Source organism: Pedobacter soli (genome assembly GCF_900101435.1).
Lineage (GTDB): Bacteria > Bacteroidota > Bacteroidia > Sphingobacteriales > Sphingobacteriaceae > Pedobacter > Pedobacter soli.
Window position 1 is genome coordinate 385,646 of sequence record NZ_FMZH01000002.1, and the last position, 19,055, is coordinate 404,700.

The window sequence follows — 19,055 nt, forward strand, 5'->3', positions numbered from 1 at the left end:
TAAATCAGTCGGAAGTCTTTAGTTCGAAGTCCGGAGTTGGAGGACGGAAGTCTGGGAGCCAAAGCACTGCGTAATCGTCATTGCGAACTGAAGCGTTGGGAAGAAGTGGTGGCGTGAAGCAATCTTTTTAGTCCGGAGTCTTTAGTCCGAAGTCGGAGGTCAGAAGTCTGGGTGCTTAGGCATGATGCGGAGAAAGCAGAGCAAATAAGTATTATGCAGCGATAAAATCGTTAAGCTCACCCATCCTCGTTACAAACGAGGACGATGGAGGGGTCTTTAGTCTGAAGTCGGAGGACGCAAGTCTGGGAGCCAAAGCACTGCGTAATCGTCATTGCGAACTGAAGGGTTGGGGGAAGCGCAGGAGTGAAGCAATCTTTTTAGTCCTGAGTCTTTAGTCCGAAGTCGGAGGTCAGAAGTCTGGGTGCTTAGGCATGATGCGGAGAAAGCAGAGCTAAATGCAGTAAAATGATTAGCGGATCCCCCTAAAACAAAATCAACCGGAGATCTTTGATCATTTCCGGTTGATTAAGTCGTTTCTGAGCTGAGCGCGTCAAAATCTGAGCATTATGTTGATACGGGTATTTAATCTTTCACTAACCTTACCGCACTACCTGTAGTTTTACTGTAATCGGTTACACGCGGTTCGCTGTATTTGTTAAAATCAAGGTAATAAGCAAAGCTGTCGCCGCTTGATTTGGTAGTAGACGACCACCAGTAGCTTAACCATATGCCATACTTGAAAGACTGACCGCCACCATATTCATCGCCACTGGCACTGCCGTTGGTCAGCAAATTAAGTCCTGATGAATTATCGCCATTGCCGTGTGCAAATTTGTATGAGTCTTTAATGTCCCAACCGGTGGTACCACGCATTTTTTTACCGGCTACCTTTTCACCTCCTAAAGCCGCAATTAGCGTTAAAAATTCGTTGCTGCTGGGTACATGCCAGCCTGCTGGTGCTAAACCACGGCGGTCGGTAACTGCATAAAAGTTGTACAACTTGCCATATTTCTTTTCGTTACCCGGATCGAAATTAAGGTAGCAGTATGCCGGAATTTTTTCCCTACTCACCTTTTCCCATTCCTTTTGGTTGGTAGCATAATAAATCTGCTCACCGTTTCTATAGGTACTCACATTTAAATTGGTGCTGGTCCAGATCTGGTTACCAATTTTTACCGGACCAGTAATTTCGGGCGAAGCATTATATATTTCATTTAACTGAGCCGCTTGTGCCGAATTACAACTCCAGACAAAGTTAGTTGGTTGGGTGCCGAAGCTTCTTTTTAAACACTCTTTAGTAGCTATCGCATCGGCCTCTTCTTTCGTTTTAGCTATACCCCAGCCAAATGCTGTGCCTACATTGCCATTAATGGTGCGGTAAGCTGCACAACCTGTACCCGAGTAAGTAAGTACAATGCTGCAGGAACCACCACGTTTGGTACACTCATCTATTGCTCGTTTCTCGGCTTCAGGCCGGCTCGGCTGATCGAACGAGAAACCATAATAAAAACCATTCGACCAGTCTATTGCTAAAGCTCCGTATTTAGTTTTAACAGGAGCCGCCTTGGCTGGCGATTTTTTTACCTGCGCCATTACACCAGATGCTGTTGCCAATAGCACAAGCACTGGTGCCATTAGCAGGAGTTTGTTAATTTTCATGCCCTAAATTGTTTGTTTAATGCAAGCAAATTTCCCAAACACTGTATTCAGCATCAATACCATTTAATGGGTATATTTTTGGTTTATAGTTTATAGTCTATAGTCGTAAGTCCGGAGTCGGAGGACGGAAGTCTGGGAGCCAAGCCACTCCATAATCGTCATTGCGAACTGAAGGGTTGGGGAAAGCGCAGGAGTGAAGCAATCTTTTAAGTCGGGAGTCTTTAGTCCGGGGCCGGAAGTCTGGGCGCCAACCCACTCCATAATCGTCATTGCGAACTGAAGGGAGGGTGGAAGCGCAGGAGTGAAGCAATCTTTTTTAGTCCGGAGTCTTTAGTCTTTAGTTTTTAGTCCGGAGTCGGAGGTCGGAAGTCTCGGAGCCAGCCTCACTCCATAATCGTCATTGCGAACCGAAGCGTTGGGGAAAGCGCAGGAGTGAAGCAATCTTTTAAGTTAGTTTCTCTGGAAGTTTGTCATGTTGAGCTTGTCGAAACACCTCATATATCGTCAAGCAGATCCTTCGACAGGCTCAGGATGACAATTCTATATTGATGATACAGTCCATTGGGTTAGTTTTTGAGTATGGGTTTTAATGAAAGCACAAGTCAGGCTATTGCACAGGCTAAAACGCTAAGACTTGCGCTAGAGTTGGGATGATATAGCCTAACTAATGCTTCACATCAGCCGGTGCATTGGTGGTAGAATCGGCAGTGCTATCCGTCACTATACTATCGGCCACTATATTGGTATCGGTATATTGATGTAAGCTGTCGGCATTTTGCTGATCGGCTTTGTTGCCACTGCAGGCCGATAATGCTAAACCCAGGGCTGCGGCTAATATTATTGCTTTCGTTTTCATATGATATGTTATTGATGTACTTTATACAATCCTGATTAACGTGCAATTGTTTTACGAATGTTTAAAATCATATTTCTACCCGTATATGTTTAAATTTCCCTGCTACTTATATTCATAGGTCCATTTCAGATAGGGGGTTTTATAATCGGGTTGCAAACTGATCTTTTCAATCAATTTGCCTTTTGAATTATATTTGAAATTTTTTTGGTTTAAATTTATGGTATAAACTGTTTGCTTACCTAAAAGACTTGTTGGATTGAGCGTGGTATCCCTTTGTGTTGAAAGTAAGTTGTTTGCGTAAACATATTTCGAAATTATAATTTCAGGACTACCAACAAGCTGTTTTTTTCGCATAATTAAGCTGTCGTTGCTGTTATAGAACATGGTCTCCTGATATTTGATCCACTTATTACTGAAGGTATTGAATTCTGTGGTCAGCCTGGTTCTTAATCTTGATCTATTGTCGTAAGTATAAGTTTCGGTTGTTGCCAAAGAATCAGCTCCAATTGTTTTTTTAACCAGCAGATTGTTCTGATAGGTATATACTTCTGATACGTATTCTAAACTATCCAGTTTTGATACATTTATTACTTTTAATAAACGGTTATACTCATCATAAACGTACTTGATTTTAGCAGGTATCTCACAGCTTCTTGGGCAATATTCTTCTTCAATTACTTTCCCTTGTGCATTGTATTTATAAAATTGAGTACCATTCGAACTTATTTTTTGGCCTTTGTTGTTAAACGTTTCATAGGTAGAATCGATAAAAGACAACTTATATTTTCCGTTTTCAAATTCGTAGCCTGTAATTATGGTTACTAAGCGTTTTTTTTCCTGGGCGAAGTATTTTTGTTGCCATTCATAAACTGGTGCTCTACGGTTGGAGCAGCTCAGCAAAACGAATATAGCAATTAGATAAATGAATGTTTTCATGAGGGTTTATCCTGAAATTTGTTTTCCCTAACGTAGCATATTAATCAATTATACTAATTTTTTGATTAACTTAATCTAATATTTTATAGTTAAAAGATGCATACCCGAATAGGCAATCTCCCATTACAGGTATGCAATAAAATTAAAAAACACTTAGCCCACAACCGGCTCTTCACCCGTTCCGGCTGCCCTGCGCGTTTGCAATAAAGCATAAGTACTAATATGCTGGTTAAGCAGGTTTACGGTACCGGCCCATGGCTCTGCACCATCGTTAATATCGAGGTTAGAGTTAATCCGCGTGCGGAGTTTATAATACAGGTTATTGGCAATGTTGCGTAACTCGCGCAGTTTTTCGGTAGGTGCCACAGCAAGTTCTTCGTTGCGTTTAAGGTAAGCCTGGTTAAATTCGTTATTGGCCGTTTCTAACTCGGTTAACCAGTTGACCAGGTTTAAAGCCGTTACCGCAGCCTGCAGCTCAGGTTTGTTTTTCCAATCGTTAACAATATTGCGCAGAATGGTGGTTTCGCTCTGGTAGTTCTCTATAGCGATACGTGGACCAAAGAGCGCCAAATGTGCCGAAAGGATTTTGGCATGCTGGTTTATTTCCGGATCTGAACTATAGGTTAAACTTTGAACATGTAAATTAATACCGTTTATGGCATCATCACGTCGTTTATCTAAAGCCTCTATCTCTGCAGTTACCAAACTGGCCTGACTAATTTTAAACAGCTTTTCAACGTTGTCGGTTGCCGTACGCAAAGCTTCATACTGTTCGCTTACATTCAGCGCCTGCGGATTACTTTTAGATACAATGTTTAAAGTATCGGTTAAGAACTGGATATATTCACCATTTCTCAGTGGTTGTAATACAATTGAGTTAATCATAGGTTTTTAAGTTGATGGTTGATGTTATTTTTCTGTTTTTACTTTGATTTGTTGCCACCCATGGTAGGAAGGTTTCAAAGTAACTTTGATTTGTTGCCACCCATGGTGGGAAGGTTTCAAAGTAACTTTGATTTGTCGCCACCTATGGTGGGAAGGTTTCAAAGTAACTTTGATTTGATGCCACCCATGGCAGCAAGGTTTCAAAGTAATTTGCCCTTTTTAGCCAAAAAAGATGTTTTTTTAAATGCTTTTGTGCTGTGCTTACAGCTATTGCCGAACGCGGAGGTTCCCTGATCATTCCTGTTATTTTCATAACCTGTTAATTTTATGGGCATAAAACCCGTTAATAAAATGTTGGGATGATTTTTTTTATAACCGTTTGGAAAGAAACTGCCGCCCGGTTAAAAGGGATATATCTAAGATAACGAATAGGTTAGTTACAAGCAAGGAAATTTTTGAGAAAGTATTTAGTCTTTAGTTTTTAGTCGGAAGTCCGGAGTCCGGGGTCGGAAGTCTGGGCGCCAGCCCACTCCATAATCGTCATTGCGAACTGAAGGGAGGGGGAAGCGCAGGGGTGAAGCAATCTTTTTTAGCCGGGAGTCTTTAGTCTTTAGTCTTTGGTCTTTAGTCTTTGGTCTGGAGTCCGGGGTCGGAAGTCTGGGAGCCAGCCCCACTCCATAATCGTCATTGCGAACTGAAGGGTAGGTGAAGCGCAGGAGTGAAGCAATCTTTTAAGTTAGTTTCTCTGGAAGTTTGTCATGTTGAGCTCCCGATGAAAATCGGGACAAGTAGTCGAAACACCGCACATGGTATTAAAGTAGGCTCTTCGACAAGCTATCATAGACAGAAACTCATAAAATTCTCGTCATTGCGAGGAACGAAGCAATCTTAATGCGTTTGCTAAGTAGCGATCGTTGTAAGATTGCTTCGTCGGCTGAAAAAGCCTTCTCGCAATGACGATTCCACCAGTAGAAGCCGTTAATTGGCACTCCTTTTTAATAAAGCTAATCTTCAAGGATAACAATTCTATATTTATGATAAGCCTCAGATTTCACACGCAGTACGCGTGCGCTAGCGGAGGGGTATTTAAAGTAACCCCCAGGTTCTTTACCGATTGCTTATGATCTTAGAAATGTTGTTTGAATTTGTTCATGTGTTTAGCGATTCAGATTTCATATCCGGGATGCATGCGCTAGTAGAAGTAATACTTGATTAAAACAGTTTAAGATAATTATTAATCTTCCTTAACACATATTTTAACCAATGTTAACATGAATTTTAATCAATTCAAAAAATGATATTTTTATTGCCGTTTTTTCTATAATTAATCAAATACATTAGTTTTTGTAAACTAGGGGTTATCAAATTCTATCCCTTTGTACTTATTTTCGCAAAAAAAAACTTTCAATATGAAAAAACAACTACAAATTTTATTCATGATTCTTTGTCTTTTTGCTTCTTGTAAGAAAGATGAAGGCTTGATAAAAGAATCTACGAATCCTAGACTTTCCAAGCAACTTATGGAAGGAGAAAGTAGTACACCTGCAAGGGATCCCTATGTCGAGTATTTTTTTAGCAACTATAATGAGCTGACAGGCAAAACCCATGTCAAGCTACAAATTGAGGGAGGAACTGACTATCCTGGCGCTAAATTTTATCTTCAATATCCTGGTAATGGATCTAGCGTAATAAACTTTGGGGAGGTCGGCACAGGATACGAAACCGATATTGTTCTGCCGATTGGTAGATGGACATTCGGTATGTCTGATGGTAGCATTTCTCGCGAAAGTAGGCCATTTTCTGTCAAAGCAAGACCATCAGCTCCTCCGGCGGGGAAATTAAATTTATATCGCTACTACAATATCATCACCAACCGTCATTATTATACCACAAACTGGGCAGGGCTTGGCAGTAACGGAGATAATTATGAGCTCGAGCAGGTTCAAGGACTATTATACGATTCACCAGGAACTAACCGAACAGCCCTGTATGAATATTACAATCTTTCAATGGATGATCATTGGTACACAACCACTACCGATGGTTGGCCCGGGTATGTTCTTCAAGGAACGATCGGATATATTTCAACAGTCCAAACTTTAGAGGCAACGACACCTTTAGATGAATATTATGCTTCAGCAACTGGCCATGTGTATTCATCACCGCCAGAAAGGTTACCATCAACGTACACATTGTTAGGGAATGTTGGATATCTTGAAAAGAAAGTAGACACCTCTCCGGTTCCAATATATCTATTTTATAGTCCGTCACAAACAGATCATTTTACTACAGCAGATCCCAATGCTGTAGGCGGTTTACAAGGTTGGGCTGCTCAGGGAAGTGAATTCAAAGCCTATATCACTCAAGTTGCTGGAACAGTACCTGTATATGAATTTTATTACCCTGGAGATCACTACAACTCTATTAACAGAACAGCGGTAGCTGGATTCCCCGGGTGGTCGAATTACGGAATAAAATATTATGCTTATAGTGAACAGGTTCCCGGGTCTGTACCAATTTATGAATTCTATCATTCAGGGGGCGGAGACCATTACCTAACACCTAATCCGAATATCGCTAATCTCTTTAGCGGCTGGAGCAATCATGGAATTGCGTTTTATGCTCTTCCAAACTAAACATCTTTTAACCGGCAAAGAGTTCAAATACGACTCTTTGCCGGTTGCTTTGCGAAACTTCATCAAGTCTGGTTTCAGCATAGCAACCTCTCCGTAGTGTTCAGCGCAGCGTCACTACGGAGTAGCGTATAAGCTTATTCATCAACCTCAATAATTAAGCGCTAAATGAAACCTTGGTGCGTGCCAGGTAGCTAAGCCCTGTAATATAACAGACAATTACATCTGTAAAGTCCAAAGAACAAATCGGTATCTGGTTTTATACCGCAATTTAATATGCATGCATTATAAATCTGTACCTTTGCAGCGTTTATCAATTATCAGCATTATTAATACATGGGCAAAAACAGCATCGGCTCTACCATTACCTATTTCTTTTTGGGCGAATATTTTTCTGATGCATTGCGCACCACCATTACGGTTGTGCTACCCATTATTTTGTTCTTTTACCTGGGCAATCCCGATGCGGCAAAAGGGATAGGCGTAGGGGCTTTACTCATTAGCCTCACCGATTTACCCGATAACCGCTTAAATAAACTCAAAACCGCGGTATGGAGTATTTCGGTTTTCTTTTTAACCACGCTCGTGGTATCGTCGGTATTAGATCGGGTTTACCTCAGTGCTGCCGTGGTGGTGCTGGCTGCCTTTAGCTTTTCGATGTTCGCCGTTTATGGGCAAAAGCTGGCTTTAATTGGCACCATGGCTTTAATTGTGTGCACCTTTGTAATGGGCTTGCACCCGGCCAGGCCGCTGTATTTCAGTACCTGCATCTTAATAGGTGGCGTGTGGTATTATGTAATCAGCTTAATTCAGATCCTCATCAGGCCCTACCGCTCGCTGCATCATGCCATTTTTGAATGTTTAATGAGCAGCGCCGAGTTTCTGCACATTAAAGCCAAAAATTACGATGTAACCGTACCGCTCGATTTGCAGCAGAAAGCTGCCATTAAGCTGCACATTAAAGTAAACCAGAAACACGAGCTGATACGCAATTTGCTGCTTACCGATAAGTACGCCATGAACCCCGATAATGTTAAGGGACAATTGCTGTTGGAGCGCGCCCGCTTGCTGATTGATTTATATGAGCAGTTAAATGCGGTACATTACGATTATGGCCTGGTGCGCAAAACCCTTGATGGAGGTAAAAGCCTGCAGCTGATTGCAACATTGATTGAGATTTTAGCCAGGGAGCTGGAGCAATTGGGGCGGCATGTACGCTCGGCCAAAGCGTATAAAGGCGAGGTAGCTACCAATATGGCCTATCACCAAAACCGCATACTGTTGCAGCAGGAGCTGGAGCGCTTAAACGAAACCCAGCGTTTAATTGTGCTTAAAGTAATGGCCAATATGAACGATATTGTGCGCATTATCGAAATGATCCGTGGCAATGAGCGTGTGCCCGAAAAGGAGCAGCAAGAGTTGAGCGGCAGTATCGCTTACCCCTTGTTTATTACCGGCGACCGCTTTTCGGTTAAAGAACACCTTACTTTAAAATCGCCCATTTTCAGGTTTTCGCTGCGGCTGGCCATTTGTTTCCTTTTTGGTTTTTTACTCATCTGGCAACTCGAGCCGAGTAAATACAGCTACTGGCTTTTTTTAACCCTCGTAATTGTAGCGCGGCCCAAATTTTCAATCACCTGGAAACGTAATTTGCAACGATTGAAGGGCAGCATGGGTGGTGTGGTTATTGGTTTGGTACTGGTTTACCTCATTAAAAGCCCTGCCGTGCTGCTGTCTTTTTCGGTTGTTTTCTTACTGGGCTTTTATGCCTTTAACCGCTTAAATTATACCATTAGTGTGCTGTTTATTACCCCGGCGGTAATTTTAACACTGGGCAGTTACCAGGGCCATTTCGATCACATTGTGCACGATCGGATTATGTTTACCCTGCTGGGCTGTGTAATTGCTATTTTTGCCACTTACCTGTTCCCGGTATGGGATAGCCGGCAGCTGAAGGTAAAAATTGCCAACGCAGCAAAAGCCAGCCTGAATTACCTGGAGGTCGCTATTCAAAACCGGGCAGAGCGTGATGAGAATCAGTCGCGCATGGCCCGTAAAAATGCCAATTTAAGTTTGTCGGCCCTGAGCGAAGCCATTGAATCGGCAAGTCAGGAGCCCATGCAGAAGCAGATTGATTTTAAAGGGCTTTACGATGTACAGGCCATTATTTACCAGATTAATGCCATTATTACCTCCATATATCTTTCGCTTAAACATAGGGCTGAGCAAGCTGATTCACTTTTGGTAGGGCAGATTGTAGCCGATTTAACAAAGGATGCAAACAGCGGTAAAGCGGATGCCATTAAAGTTTTACCCATGGCCGAAACCGAACTGTACAACGAACATTCTACGCCGCAAAAACTGGCGCATATTGCCGCTTTATCGGCTGGTTTTAATGGGGCTGTGGAAAGGAGCTTTGAAGAGGATTTTGAATAGGTTATTGATCAGTGTAGGGCATCTTTTATTGGGATTCGTCATTGCGAGGAGGAACGACGAAGCAATCTTTCATATTAGCACTCCTTATTAAAAGATTGCTTCGTCGGCTGAAAAAGCCTTCTCGCAATGACGAATCTCTCAGCTAGAATATAAGATCATCCCTCCGTGTTTAATCTGCGCATCTGTGGCAACTCAACCTAAGCCAGCCGTAATAAATTTGTTTGATTTAACCACAGCCAGCGGCATAATGCTATATTGTGCCCGTTTAATACAAAATAATATGAAAAGACTATCCTTCGTTCTGCTTTGCCTCTCTTTTTTAACCCTTACAGCTACTGCGCAAAATAAACCCAATTTCTGGGATGATGTACAGGTCATTAAAAAGTACGATCAAATGTATAAACCACCTGTTAATCCGGTGTTATTTGTGGGCAGTTCTTCTATCCGCAAATGGGATGATTGTACACAGATCTTTGCCAAATACAATGCCCTGAACCGGGGGATTGGCGGTGCCGTGATTAACGATATTACCTATTATTTAAATGATGTTGTTTTTCCGTATCAACCAAAACAAATTGTACTATATGTAGGCGAAAACGACCTACCCAACGATACTGTAACACCAGATACCGTGTTGAACCGTACCATTAATCTGTACAAAGCCATCAGGGCGAAACTGCCAACGGTACCTATTGTATACATTTCAATTAAGCCGAGCCCAAGTCGCGATAAGTTTAAAGAAAAGGCTGTAGCCTCTAATGCCTTAATACAAAAGTTCTTTGCAGGCGAAGCCAATACTAAATTTGTTAACATTTACCCTTTAATGCTCACCAAAAAAGGCCAGCTGCGCCCCGAGCTTTTTGTTGGCGATATGCTGCACATGAATCCTGCAGGTTATGCCATCTGGAGAAAAGCTGTTGAACCGCATTTGTTGAAGAAAGCTCAAAGCTTAAAGACCAAAGACTAAAGCTTGAGGAAAGCTAAAAGCTAAAAGACCAAAGCGGAAAGCTTAGATGCCCTTAGGTGTCTTAGGTGGTAAAAAGAGTCTGGGGTCCGAAAGTCGGAGGTCCGGGATTAGGAGCAAAGAGACTAAAGCTTGAAGAAAGCTCAAAGCTTAAAGACCAAAGACTAAAGCTTGGGTGTGCTCAGGTGTCTAAGGTGGTGAAAAAATATTGGTACGCATTAAACGATACAATCGTTAAGCTATTTCTGCACGCGTTAGAAACGCGCGCAAGCTAGATTTAAAATCACGGCCAACAAAATTTCCTGCAGTGCTGAAGTTAATTAGCCCCGATAGAACGGAAAGCCCGCATCCCGATTTTTCATCGGGAGAGGACTTGCAGAGAAAGCGGGACCGAACCCTACCCATTAACTACAGGTATTGCGCTTCAACTAAAATTAAGACTAAAGCTTGGGTGTTCTTAAATGTCTTAGGTGGTAAAAAGAGTCCGGAGTCGGAAAGTCGGAGGTCCGGAGATTGGGAGCAAAGAGGCTAAAGCTTGAAGAAAGCTCAAAGCTTAAAGACCAAAGCTTAGATGCCCTTAGGTGTCTTAGGTGGTAAAAAAGGCAGCGCATTAAACGATACAATCGTTAAGCTATTTCTGCACGCGTTAGAAACGCGCGCAAGCCTGAAGCTTAAAGACCAAAGGAAAAAGCCTGGATGCGCTTGAGTGTCTTAGATGGTGAAAAGTTTAAAACCGAATGGTAAGCGCGGCTAACCGGAATTAAAATTATATATTTATGATTGCGTTTTAACCGTTCCCCGATCTTATATGAAGAAACTTCTACTAGCCATATTATTCTTCCCGATTGCTTATTGTGCCCATGCCCAGGTCTTACTGGGGATTCCGCAAGTAGTAAATTACAATAACGAACAGTATAATGGCGGTATTCAGAACTGGGATGTGGAGCAGGATAAAAACGGGATCCTCTACTTTGGTAACAACGAGGGCTTGCTTACTTTTAACGGCCGCTATTGGAACCTATACCGGCTGCCTAATTTTACATCGGTACGTTCGGTAGGCATCGATTCTAAAAACCGCATTTATGTTGGCGGACAAGATGAATTTGGTTATTTCTACCCCAATGCGCAAGGTGTTTTAAAATATACTTCGCTGCTAAACCTGCTGCCCGAAAACATGCGGAAACTGGCCGATATCTGGGGTGTTTCGATTGTGCGCGATGAAGTGTTTTTTAGATCGATACATGCTATTCTGCATTATAAAGACGGCGTGGTTAAAAGTTATAAAACCAACACCACCTGGATGTATATGGGCACTGCAAAAGGGAAGGTTTTTTCGCAATCTGCCGATTCAGGCCTGATGATTTACGACCAGGAAATGTGGAAGCCATTTTGTGTGGATAGTGTGCTGAACCGCTCGGGCATTACGGCGGTGTTGCCTTATGGTGGCGATACCTTATTGGTTTCGATGTTAAAAAAAGGTTTCTTTCTGGTGGTTAATCATCAGCTTAAGCCTTTAAAAACAAGTTTGGACCAGGTTTTTTTAAACGAGCGGATTTATTCTACCAGTCAGATTGGTCCGGGTTTATATGGTGTAGCTACCACTTCGGGTGGCGTGTATATTATGAACAAACAGGGCAACCTGGTGCAGAAATACAACTATAAAGAAGGTTTACAGAACAACAATGTGAGGGGCATATTGCTGGATAAGGATAAAAACATGTGGCTTGCCCTCGATGATGGAATTGCCTATGTGGCCATAAACAGTGCCGTTAAAAATATCTTCCCCGATCGCAATAAGCAGATTACCAGTTACGCTTTTCGTAAATATGGCGAATCGATTTACATCGGTACCTCAAATGGCTTGTACCGGGCTAAAATAAATACGGCTATGCCCGATTTAAGTTATACGCCTGTCAATTTTGAAGAGGTAAAGAATTCGAAAGGGCAGGTATGGGGGCTTGATGAAATTAACAGCCAGTTGCTCATGGCGCACGAAGATGGCACCCTGCTGGTGAGAGATAATACGGCCACGCCGCTGTATAGCCTCATTGGTACCTGGATGTACCAAAGCATGGATAATGTTTACCCGAGTAAAGAGGTAATTGCAGGTACTTATGCCGGATTGCAGGAAATAACTTACGATGGAAACCGCTTTATTAACGGCGGCAGAATTGCCGGAATTAACGAAACCCTGCGCTTTATTGTTGCCGATAACAATAACCCTGATCTGATCTGGGCTTCGCATCCTTATCATGGCGTATATAAAATAGAACTCAACCCCGATCATAAAAGTATCCTGCATACAACCTTATTTTCTGACCGGGATGGCTTGCCCACCAAGCTTTATAATTACGTGTTCCACCTGAAGAACCGGGTTGTAATTGCCACTACAAGCGGCATTTTTGAATACAATGCGGCCAGTAAAAAGTTTACCCGTTTTAAATTGCTGGGATCGGCACTCAATGGTGTGCCTATTCAGTATCTTAAAGAGGATAATGATGGCAATATCTGGTTTGTAACCAATAAAAAGGTAGGGGTAATCGATTTCCACAGGCCACAGGGCAAAAATGCTTTTAGTGTTTTATACCTGCCCGAGCTAAATGGCAAAGTGGTTGGTGGTTTCGAATCGATATACACGCCGGATAGCAGGAATATATTTATAGGGGCCAATAAAGGGGCCTACCACATCAATTACCAGAAATACATCCAGAATATAACCCGGCCAAATGTGGTGTTAGGCACGGTTAAATTAATGGGGAATAAAGATAGTGTGGTTTTTGGTGGCTATTTTGTAAATAAAGGGGGCATTGTGGCCCGGCAGGATCTGCACGAAATACCCGAATATGTGTACAGCCTAAATTCGATCCATTTCGAATATGCTTCTACACTTTTTGAGCACGATAAAAACATTAAATTCAGCTACCAGCTTATGGGCTTTGATAGCGAATGGTCGGCATGGGGTACTAAAAGTGAAAAAGACTATACCAATTTGCCTGCCGGAAAATATACCTTTAATGTTAAGGCCAGTACAGGGGTAAATAACGAATCGGAAGTGGTGAGCTATACTTTTGTAGTGCTGCCTGCCTGGTACAATACCATCTGGATGCGCATTGTTTATCTGGTTTTAATTGTGATGGCGCTGCGGTTAATTATCAGATGGCAAAAAAAGAAACACACTAAAGAGCAGGAGCGCATGAGTTACCTGCACCAGCTGGAGCTGGATAGAAACGAAAAAGAAATTGTAAGGCTTCAGAACGAAAAGCTCGAAGCTGATGTGAATTATAAAAACAAAGAACTTTCTACCATGACCATGCACCTGGTGCAGCGGGGTAAGGTTTTGGCCAAAATAAAGGAAGTGATATCGGCTGTAATTAAGAACCATGACCTGAACGAAAGCTCGCCAAGTTTCAGACACCTGATCAGGCTGATTAAAGATGTTGAGAAGAAAGACCAGGAACTGGATCACATGAGCGTGCATTTTAACCATGTCAATACCGAGTTTTTTACCCGGCTAAAAGATCTTTACCCCGACCTCAGCCAGAACGATCTCAAGTTCTGTGCTTACCTGTCGATGAATCTTTCTTCAAAAGAAATGGCACAGCTGATGAACGTAACGATTAAGGCTATAGAAGTGGGCCGTTATCGCCTGAGAAAGAAACTTCAGCTTAAGCCAGAAACCAATTTGTACGAGTTTCTGATCGAAATAGCGCGACAAAAAATGCCTTAAACGCATGTTTTTGTTACAATTACTGTTATTTTCTGTTAAAAATTTTAAATAACTGTAATACAGTTTTTTATGTTTCTCTTGTAGGGCTTATGTAGGCCCTTTTTTTGTGGTTTTTAGCCAATTTGAGGGTTGGTGTATGGTTGGTGTAGTAGTGGTAAATTGTGCTATTGCGCATCACCTCTATAGATTTGATTTATGAAACAGCAGCCAATAAGTCTGTATCATGAACTAACCAAATATTATTAACTAAAAACTAATTTCTATGAGAGGAAGATTTACATTCGTATTCTTCATTTACTGTCTCCTGGCTTTCCCGTTTGCCTTAATGGCGCAAGACATTCCGGTTACAGGAAAGGTAACAGAGCAAAGTGGCGCGCCACTACCTGGCGTAACTGTTAAGTTAGAGGGAACTACCAAAGCGGCATCGACTGATGTCAATGGTGTATTTACCATTCAGGCTCCGGTAGGGGGAAAGCTCAGCATCAATTTAATTGGTATGGCGGCACAAACGGTAACTGTTCCAGCAGGGGGCCGTATTAATGTAACGCTGGTTGCCGATTCAAAAGACCTTACCGAAGTGGTAGTAGTGGGTTACGGTACACAAAAGAAAAGTGTGGTAACCGGATCTATCTCAAGCGTTAAGGCCAAAGATTTAGAAAGCATGCCCATTAACCGGGTTGAACAGGCTTTGCAGGGTAGAACATCTGGTTTAACCATTGCCAGTGGTAACGGTCAGCCAGGTACCTCTTCTACCGTTCGGGTAAGGGGATATACTTCTTTTGCTTCGGGTGGTAACAACGATCCGCTTTGGGTTGTAGACGGGGTAATTGTAGATAATGGCGGTATAGGTTATCTTAACCAGGCCGATATCGAATCTATCGAAGTTTTAAAAGATGCTGCTTCGCAGGCTATTTACGGTGCCCGGGCTGCTAACGGGGTAATTATTATCACAACCAAAAAAGGTAAAGCAGGTTTAATCAGCGTAAACTATAATGGTTTCTATGGGACTTCTGCACCGGCTAAAAGACTCGATTTATTAAATGCTACCCAGTATGCTACCATCAGAAACGAATCGGCAGCTAATTCTAATTTACCACAACCTTATGCAAATCCGGCTGCTTTAGGCGTAGGTACCAACTGGCAGGATCAGGTGTTTAACGATGATGCCCGCCGCCAGACGCACGAGTTCAGCGTGAGCGGAGGAAATGACAAGTTTACCATCTACAGTTCTATGGGTTACATTAAGCAGGATGGTATTGTGGCCAGCCCGATTTCTAAATGGAACAGGGCCAACGTAAGGATCAATTCGACCTATAAACCTGCAAAATGGATTACTTTTGGCGAAAATTTAGGTTACAGCCACGCGGTAAACAGCAGTTTAGGCAATACCAACAGTGAGTTTGGCGGACCATTGAGCTCGGCCATTAACCTCGATCCGATTACACCGGTAGTAGAAACCGACCCGGCTTTAATTGCCAAATCGCCTTACACCATTGCCAATACACTTAGAAACCCTGATGGATTTCCTTATGGTATTTCGCCGATTGTTGGTCAGGAAATGACTAACCCGGTAGCTTATATGCAAACCCGTCTGGGTAATTACAGCTGGGATCACAACATTGTAGGTAATGCTTTTGCGGAGATTGAACCCATCGCCAATTTGAAATTCAGATCGAGCTTAGGTACTAAAGTAGCTTTTTACGGCGGCGATTCGTACACCCCGCTGTTTTACTTAAACTCTTCTTCTAAAAACGATAAAAAATCATTTTACCGCGAAATTAATACCGTATTAAACTATAACTGGGAAAATACCTTAAGTTACTCGCGCAACTTTGGTAAGCACCATGCTTTCATTATCCTGGGGCAGGGTTATTACATGGATAACAATACCAGAAGTTTAAATACTACTTACCAGAACATCATTGCCAATAGCTTTTACGAAGCGAATTTAAATTATGATCCGGGAACCGCTAACAAACTTGTTGGGGGTGGCGACGGAACGTTACACGTTGTAAACTCATTATTTACCCGTGTTACTTACGATTATGATGAGAAGTACCTGTTTACCGGTATTATGAGACGTGATGGTTCATCACGCTTTGGTACCAACAATCGTTTCGGTTATTTCCCATCGTTCTCATTGGGTTGGGTGCCATCAAAAGAGGCTTTCTGGAAAGAAAATGGCGTTGTAAATTTCTTGAAAATCCGCGGAGGTTATGGGGTTACCGGTAACGATGCTTTAGGAGATTTCAGGTATGTTTCTTTGGTGAGCAGTGGCCGTAACTATACTTTCGGTACAACCGATCAGAGTACTATAGGCTGGAGCCCGGCTGCTTTGTCTAACCCTGATTTGAAATGGGAAGAAACGCGCCAAACCAATATAGGTTTTGATGCAACCTTATTTACCAATTTTACCTTATCGGCAGAGTACTTTAAAAAGAAAACTGTTGGGGTATTGCAAACGCCAGATATTCCGTTGTACGTTGGTGCAGCCGGAGGCCCAACACAAAACGTGGGCGATATGCAAAATACCGGTTTTGAGTTCGAACTGGGCTATCGCAAAAAAATCGGAGATTTTAACCTGGGTGTAAACGGAAATATATCTTTCCTTAAAAATAAAGTTACCAAGTTGTTACCGGGTAAAACCTTTATCGAAGATAATGCACAAAGCTTCCAAACCATGGGTAACTTTACCAGAACGGGTTTAGGCAGATCGTTTAACGAATACTATGGCTATGATATGCTGGGTATTTTCCAGACACAGGCCGAAATTGATAGTTATGTTGGTCCGGCAGGAACTAAATTACAGCCTAACGCTAAACCAGGCGATATTAAGTTCGCGAACTTAAATGGCGATAATGAAATTAACTCATCAGATAAAACCTTTTTAGGTAGCCCAATCCCGAAATATACTTATGGTATTACCATTAACCTGGCTTATAAAAACTGGGATTTGGTAGCTTTCGGTAATGGTGTTGGCGGAAACCAGATCTTCCAGGGCTTACGTCGTTTAGATGTTACCTATGCAAACTGGCAAACCAAAATATTAGACCGCTGGACCCCTACAAACCCATCTACTACCATGCCGCGTATTGTAGAATCTGATCCAAACGGAAACTACATCAAGTTCTCGAAACTATACCTGGAAAAAGGCGATTATTTCAGGTTAAAAACCTTGCAGGTAGGTTATACGCTTCCTCAAAATGTATCGAAAAAAATTGGTGCACAAAAAGTCAGGGCTTATTTAATGAGCGAAAACTTATGGACCATTACTAAATACACAGGATATGATCCTGAAATCGGCGGAACAGTATTGGGTGTAGACCGTGGTGTTTATCCGCAGGCGCGTTCATTTATGATTGGTTTAAATGTTGGATTTTAATAGTTGAACAATGAAAAAGAGTATTTTTTATATCGCGGCTATTGTCGCTTCATCGCAATTGTTTGTCTCTTGCAAAAAACAGTTGGATGTAAACCCAAGGGAGCGTATTCTGGAGACCGGTTATTATAAAACTCCTGCAGAAGCATTAACCTCACTCATTTCGGTGTATGATGTTTTGGGAAATCAATCTTCAGGATACCTGACCAAAGTGAATATTTTATCGGCAGGTTCTGATGACCATTTTGCGGGAGGCGATTCGCCATCTGATATCGGCGATTTACAAACCATCAATAACTACACCTTAACTTCTACCTCTGGGGCAGCCAGCCATTTATGGGGCAAGGGCTTTACAGGTGTTTACCGGGCAAATGTATTTTTGCAAAAGGTAAATGGTGCAGGTTTAGACGATGCCACTAAAACGCGGTACATTGCCGAAGTAAAAGCTTTAAGGGCAATTTACTACTTCGATCTGGTAAGGTTATTCAAGAATATCCCTTTATTAACCGATGTGGTTGAGCCTAATGCCATGTTTGATGTATTGCAGGTTCCTGCAGATCAGGTTTATGCTTTGATTGTTAAAGATTTATCAGATGCTATTCCTAATTTACCCGCTACGGTGCCGGCTGCTTCGCAAGGCGGCAGGCTTACCCAGGGTGCTGTACATGCGGTTTTGGGTAAAGTGTATATGTGGCAGCAAAAATGGACTGAAGCTGCAGCAGAATTTGCTTTGGTTAATGGACCAACTCCTGGAGCCAGCACTTATGGTTATAAATTATTACCAAACTTTGCCGATTTATGGAACGTTAAAAACAAATTCAATTCAGAGTCGATTCTGGAAATTGTGTACAACACCACTTCTGATATGGGCTGGGGAACAGTAGGTAGCCGCGAAGGTAACGTAATGAGTATTTTGGTTGGCCCACGTAACTATGTGCCTGTAAATTCAGCTTTAGCTCCCGATTATATTTCGGGCTGGAGTTTCCTGCCTTTCACCAAAGATTTCTTTGATCAGATTCATTACGACCCGAGAAACAAAGCAACTGTTGCCAATCTGGATAGTTTGGAAAAGGCCAATATTGTTACTTATAAACATGCAAATGCCAATACCGGATATTTTATAGAAAAATACGCCGGCCGTACCTCTACTAAAGCTGCCAGTGGCCAGTTAGAGCTTAATTTCGGTCAGGATATGTACGAAATCCGCTTAGCCGATACTTACTTGTTGGAAGCAGAAGCCTTGTTGAAAAGTGGTGCCGGTGTTGGTGCAGGAACAAAAGCTTATATCATGTTTAATGCAGTAAGGGCAAGGGTAGGCTTAAATCCGCTACCGGTAACCATGGATAACATTATGCGCGAGCGCCGTGTAGAGCTTGCTGCAGAAGGACACCGCTGGTTTGATCTGGTACGTTGGGGTTTAGCACCGACTGTATTAGCCGGTAAAGGTTTTAAAGCAGGCAGAAACGAAATCTTCCCGATTCCGGAAAGAGAACTGGCCAACTCTAAAATTTTACAAAGTAAAGAATGGGGTGGCACAAAATAAATTCCCGTCTATATATCTTTAATGTTTAATTGTTACA

General features: G+C 42.2%; 10 protein-coding genes. 6 read left to right on the plus strand and 4 right to left on the minus strand.

Going from position 1 to position 19,055, the window contains the following annotated elements:
* Window positions 1-582: 582 nt before the first annotated feature.
* From BLR37_RS05550 to BLR37_RS05565, 4 genes are all read right to left on the minus strand, one after another.
* On the minus strand, window positions 583-1,659 hold the full coding sequence (locus BLR37_RS05550) for an FISUMP domain-containing protein (protein WP_090765668.1): 1,077 nt from the start codon (window positions 1,657-1,659) through the stop codon (window positions 583-585).
* A 664-nt stretch (window positions 1,660-2,323) separates the two neighbouring features.
* Window positions 2,324-2,515, minus strand: a complete 192-nt coding sequence (locus tag BLR37_RS05555; RefSeq protein WP_090765673.1) for a hypothetical protein — start codon at window positions 2,513-2,515, stop codon at window positions 2,324-2,326.
* A gap of 102 nt (window positions 2,516-2,617) precedes the next feature.
* Entirely contained in the window at window positions 2,618-3,451 is an 834-nt protein-coding gene (locus BLR37_RS05560) for a hypothetical protein (protein WP_143009538.1), read from the minus strand.
* A gap of 153 nt (window positions 3,452-3,604) precedes the next feature.
* Window positions 3,605-4,336: a DUF6261 family protein gene (locus BLR37_RS05565; RefSeq protein ID WP_090765678.1), complete on the minus strand. Its 732-nt coding sequence runs from the start codon at window positions 4,334-4,336 to the stop codon at window positions 3,605-3,607.
* 1,409 nt (window positions 4,337-5,745) lie between these two features.
* On the opposite strand from BLR37_RS05565, the gene BLR37_RS05575 reads away from it, so the two are divergent.
* The 6 genes from BLR37_RS05575 to BLR37_RS05605 all read left to right on the plus strand — a co-directional run bounded on the left by BLR37_RS05575 (window position 5,746) and on the right by BLR37_RS05605 (window position 19,018).
* Window positions 5,746-6,972, plus strand: a complete 1,227-nt coding sequence (locus tag BLR37_RS05575) for a hypothetical protein (RefSeq protein WP_090765684.1) — start codon at window positions 5,746-5,748, stop codon at window positions 6,970-6,972.
* Between the two features lie 333 nt (window positions 6,973-7,305).
* Entirely contained in the window at window positions 7,306-9,405 is a 2,100-nt protein-coding gene (locus tag BLR37_RS05580) for an FUSC family protein (RefSeq protein WP_090765687.1), read from the plus strand.
* Window positions 9,406-9,685: 280 nt separating this feature from the next.
* Window positions 9,686-10,372: a GDSL-type esterase/lipase family protein gene (locus BLR37_RS05585; protein WP_090765689.1), complete on the plus strand. Its 687-nt coding sequence runs from the start codon at window positions 9,686-9,688 to the stop codon at window positions 10,370-10,372.
* An 805-nt stretch (window positions 10,373-11,177) separates the two neighbouring features.
* A complete protein-coding gene (locus BLR37_RS05595; RefSeq protein ID WP_090765694.1) occupies window positions 11,178-14,096 on the plus strand; it encodes a ligand-binding sensor domain-containing protein in 2,919 nt (972 codons plus the stop codon).
* A 262-nt stretch (window positions 14,097-14,358) separates the two neighbouring features.
* Window positions 14,359-17,478: a SusC/RagA family TonB-linked outer membrane protein gene (locus BLR37_RS05600; RefSeq protein ID WP_090765697.1), complete on the plus strand. Its 3,120-nt coding sequence runs from the start codon at window positions 14,359-14,361 to the stop codon at window positions 17,476-17,478.
* A gap of 10 nt (window positions 17,479-17,488) precedes the next feature.
* A complete protein-coding gene (locus BLR37_RS05605; RefSeq protein WP_090765700.1) occupies window positions 17,489-19,018 on the plus strand; it encodes a RagB/SusD family nutrient uptake outer membrane protein in 1,530 nt (509 codons plus the stop codon).
* Window positions 19,019-19,055 lie beyond the last annotated feature (37 nt).

Coding starts and splice junctions, on each gene's coding strand:
- BLR37_RS05580 (WP_090765687.1), top strand. CDS start 7,306: ATGGGCAAAAACAGCATCGGCTCTACCATTACCTATTTCTTTTTGGGC.
- BLR37_RS05550 (WP_090765668.1), bottom strand. CDS start 1,659: ATGAAAATTAACAAACTCCTGCTAATGGCACCAGTGCTTGTGCTATTG.
- BLR37_RS05585 (WP_090765689.1), top strand. CDS start 9,686: ATGAAAAGACTATCCTTCGTTCTGCTTTGCCTCTCTTTTTTAACCCTT.
- BLR37_RS05600 (WP_090765697.1), top strand. CDS start 14,359: ATGAGAGGAAGATTTACATTCGTATTCTTCATTTACTGTCTCCTGGCT.
- BLR37_RS05565 (WP_090765678.1), bottom strand. CDS start 4,336: ATGATTAACTCAATTGTATTACAACCACTGAGAAATGGTGAATATATC.
- BLR37_RS05555 (WP_090765673.1), bottom strand. CDS start 2,515: ATGAAAACGAAAGCAATAATATTAGCCGCAGCCCTGGGTTTAGCATTA.
- BLR37_RS05560 (WP_143009538.1), bottom strand. CDS start 3,451: ATGAAAACATTCATTTATCTAATTGCTATATTCGTTTTGCTGAGCTGC.
- BLR37_RS05595 (WP_090765694.1), top strand. CDS start 11,178: ATGAAGAAACTTCTACTAGCCATATTATTCTTCCCGATTGCTTATTGT.
- BLR37_RS05575 (WP_090765684.1), top strand. CDS start 5,746: ATGAAAAAACAACTACAAATTTTATTCATGATTCTTTGTCTTTTTGCT.
- BLR37_RS05605 (WP_090765700.1), top strand. CDS start 17,489: ATGAAAAAGAGTATTTTTTATATCGCGGCTATTGTCGCTTCATCGCAA.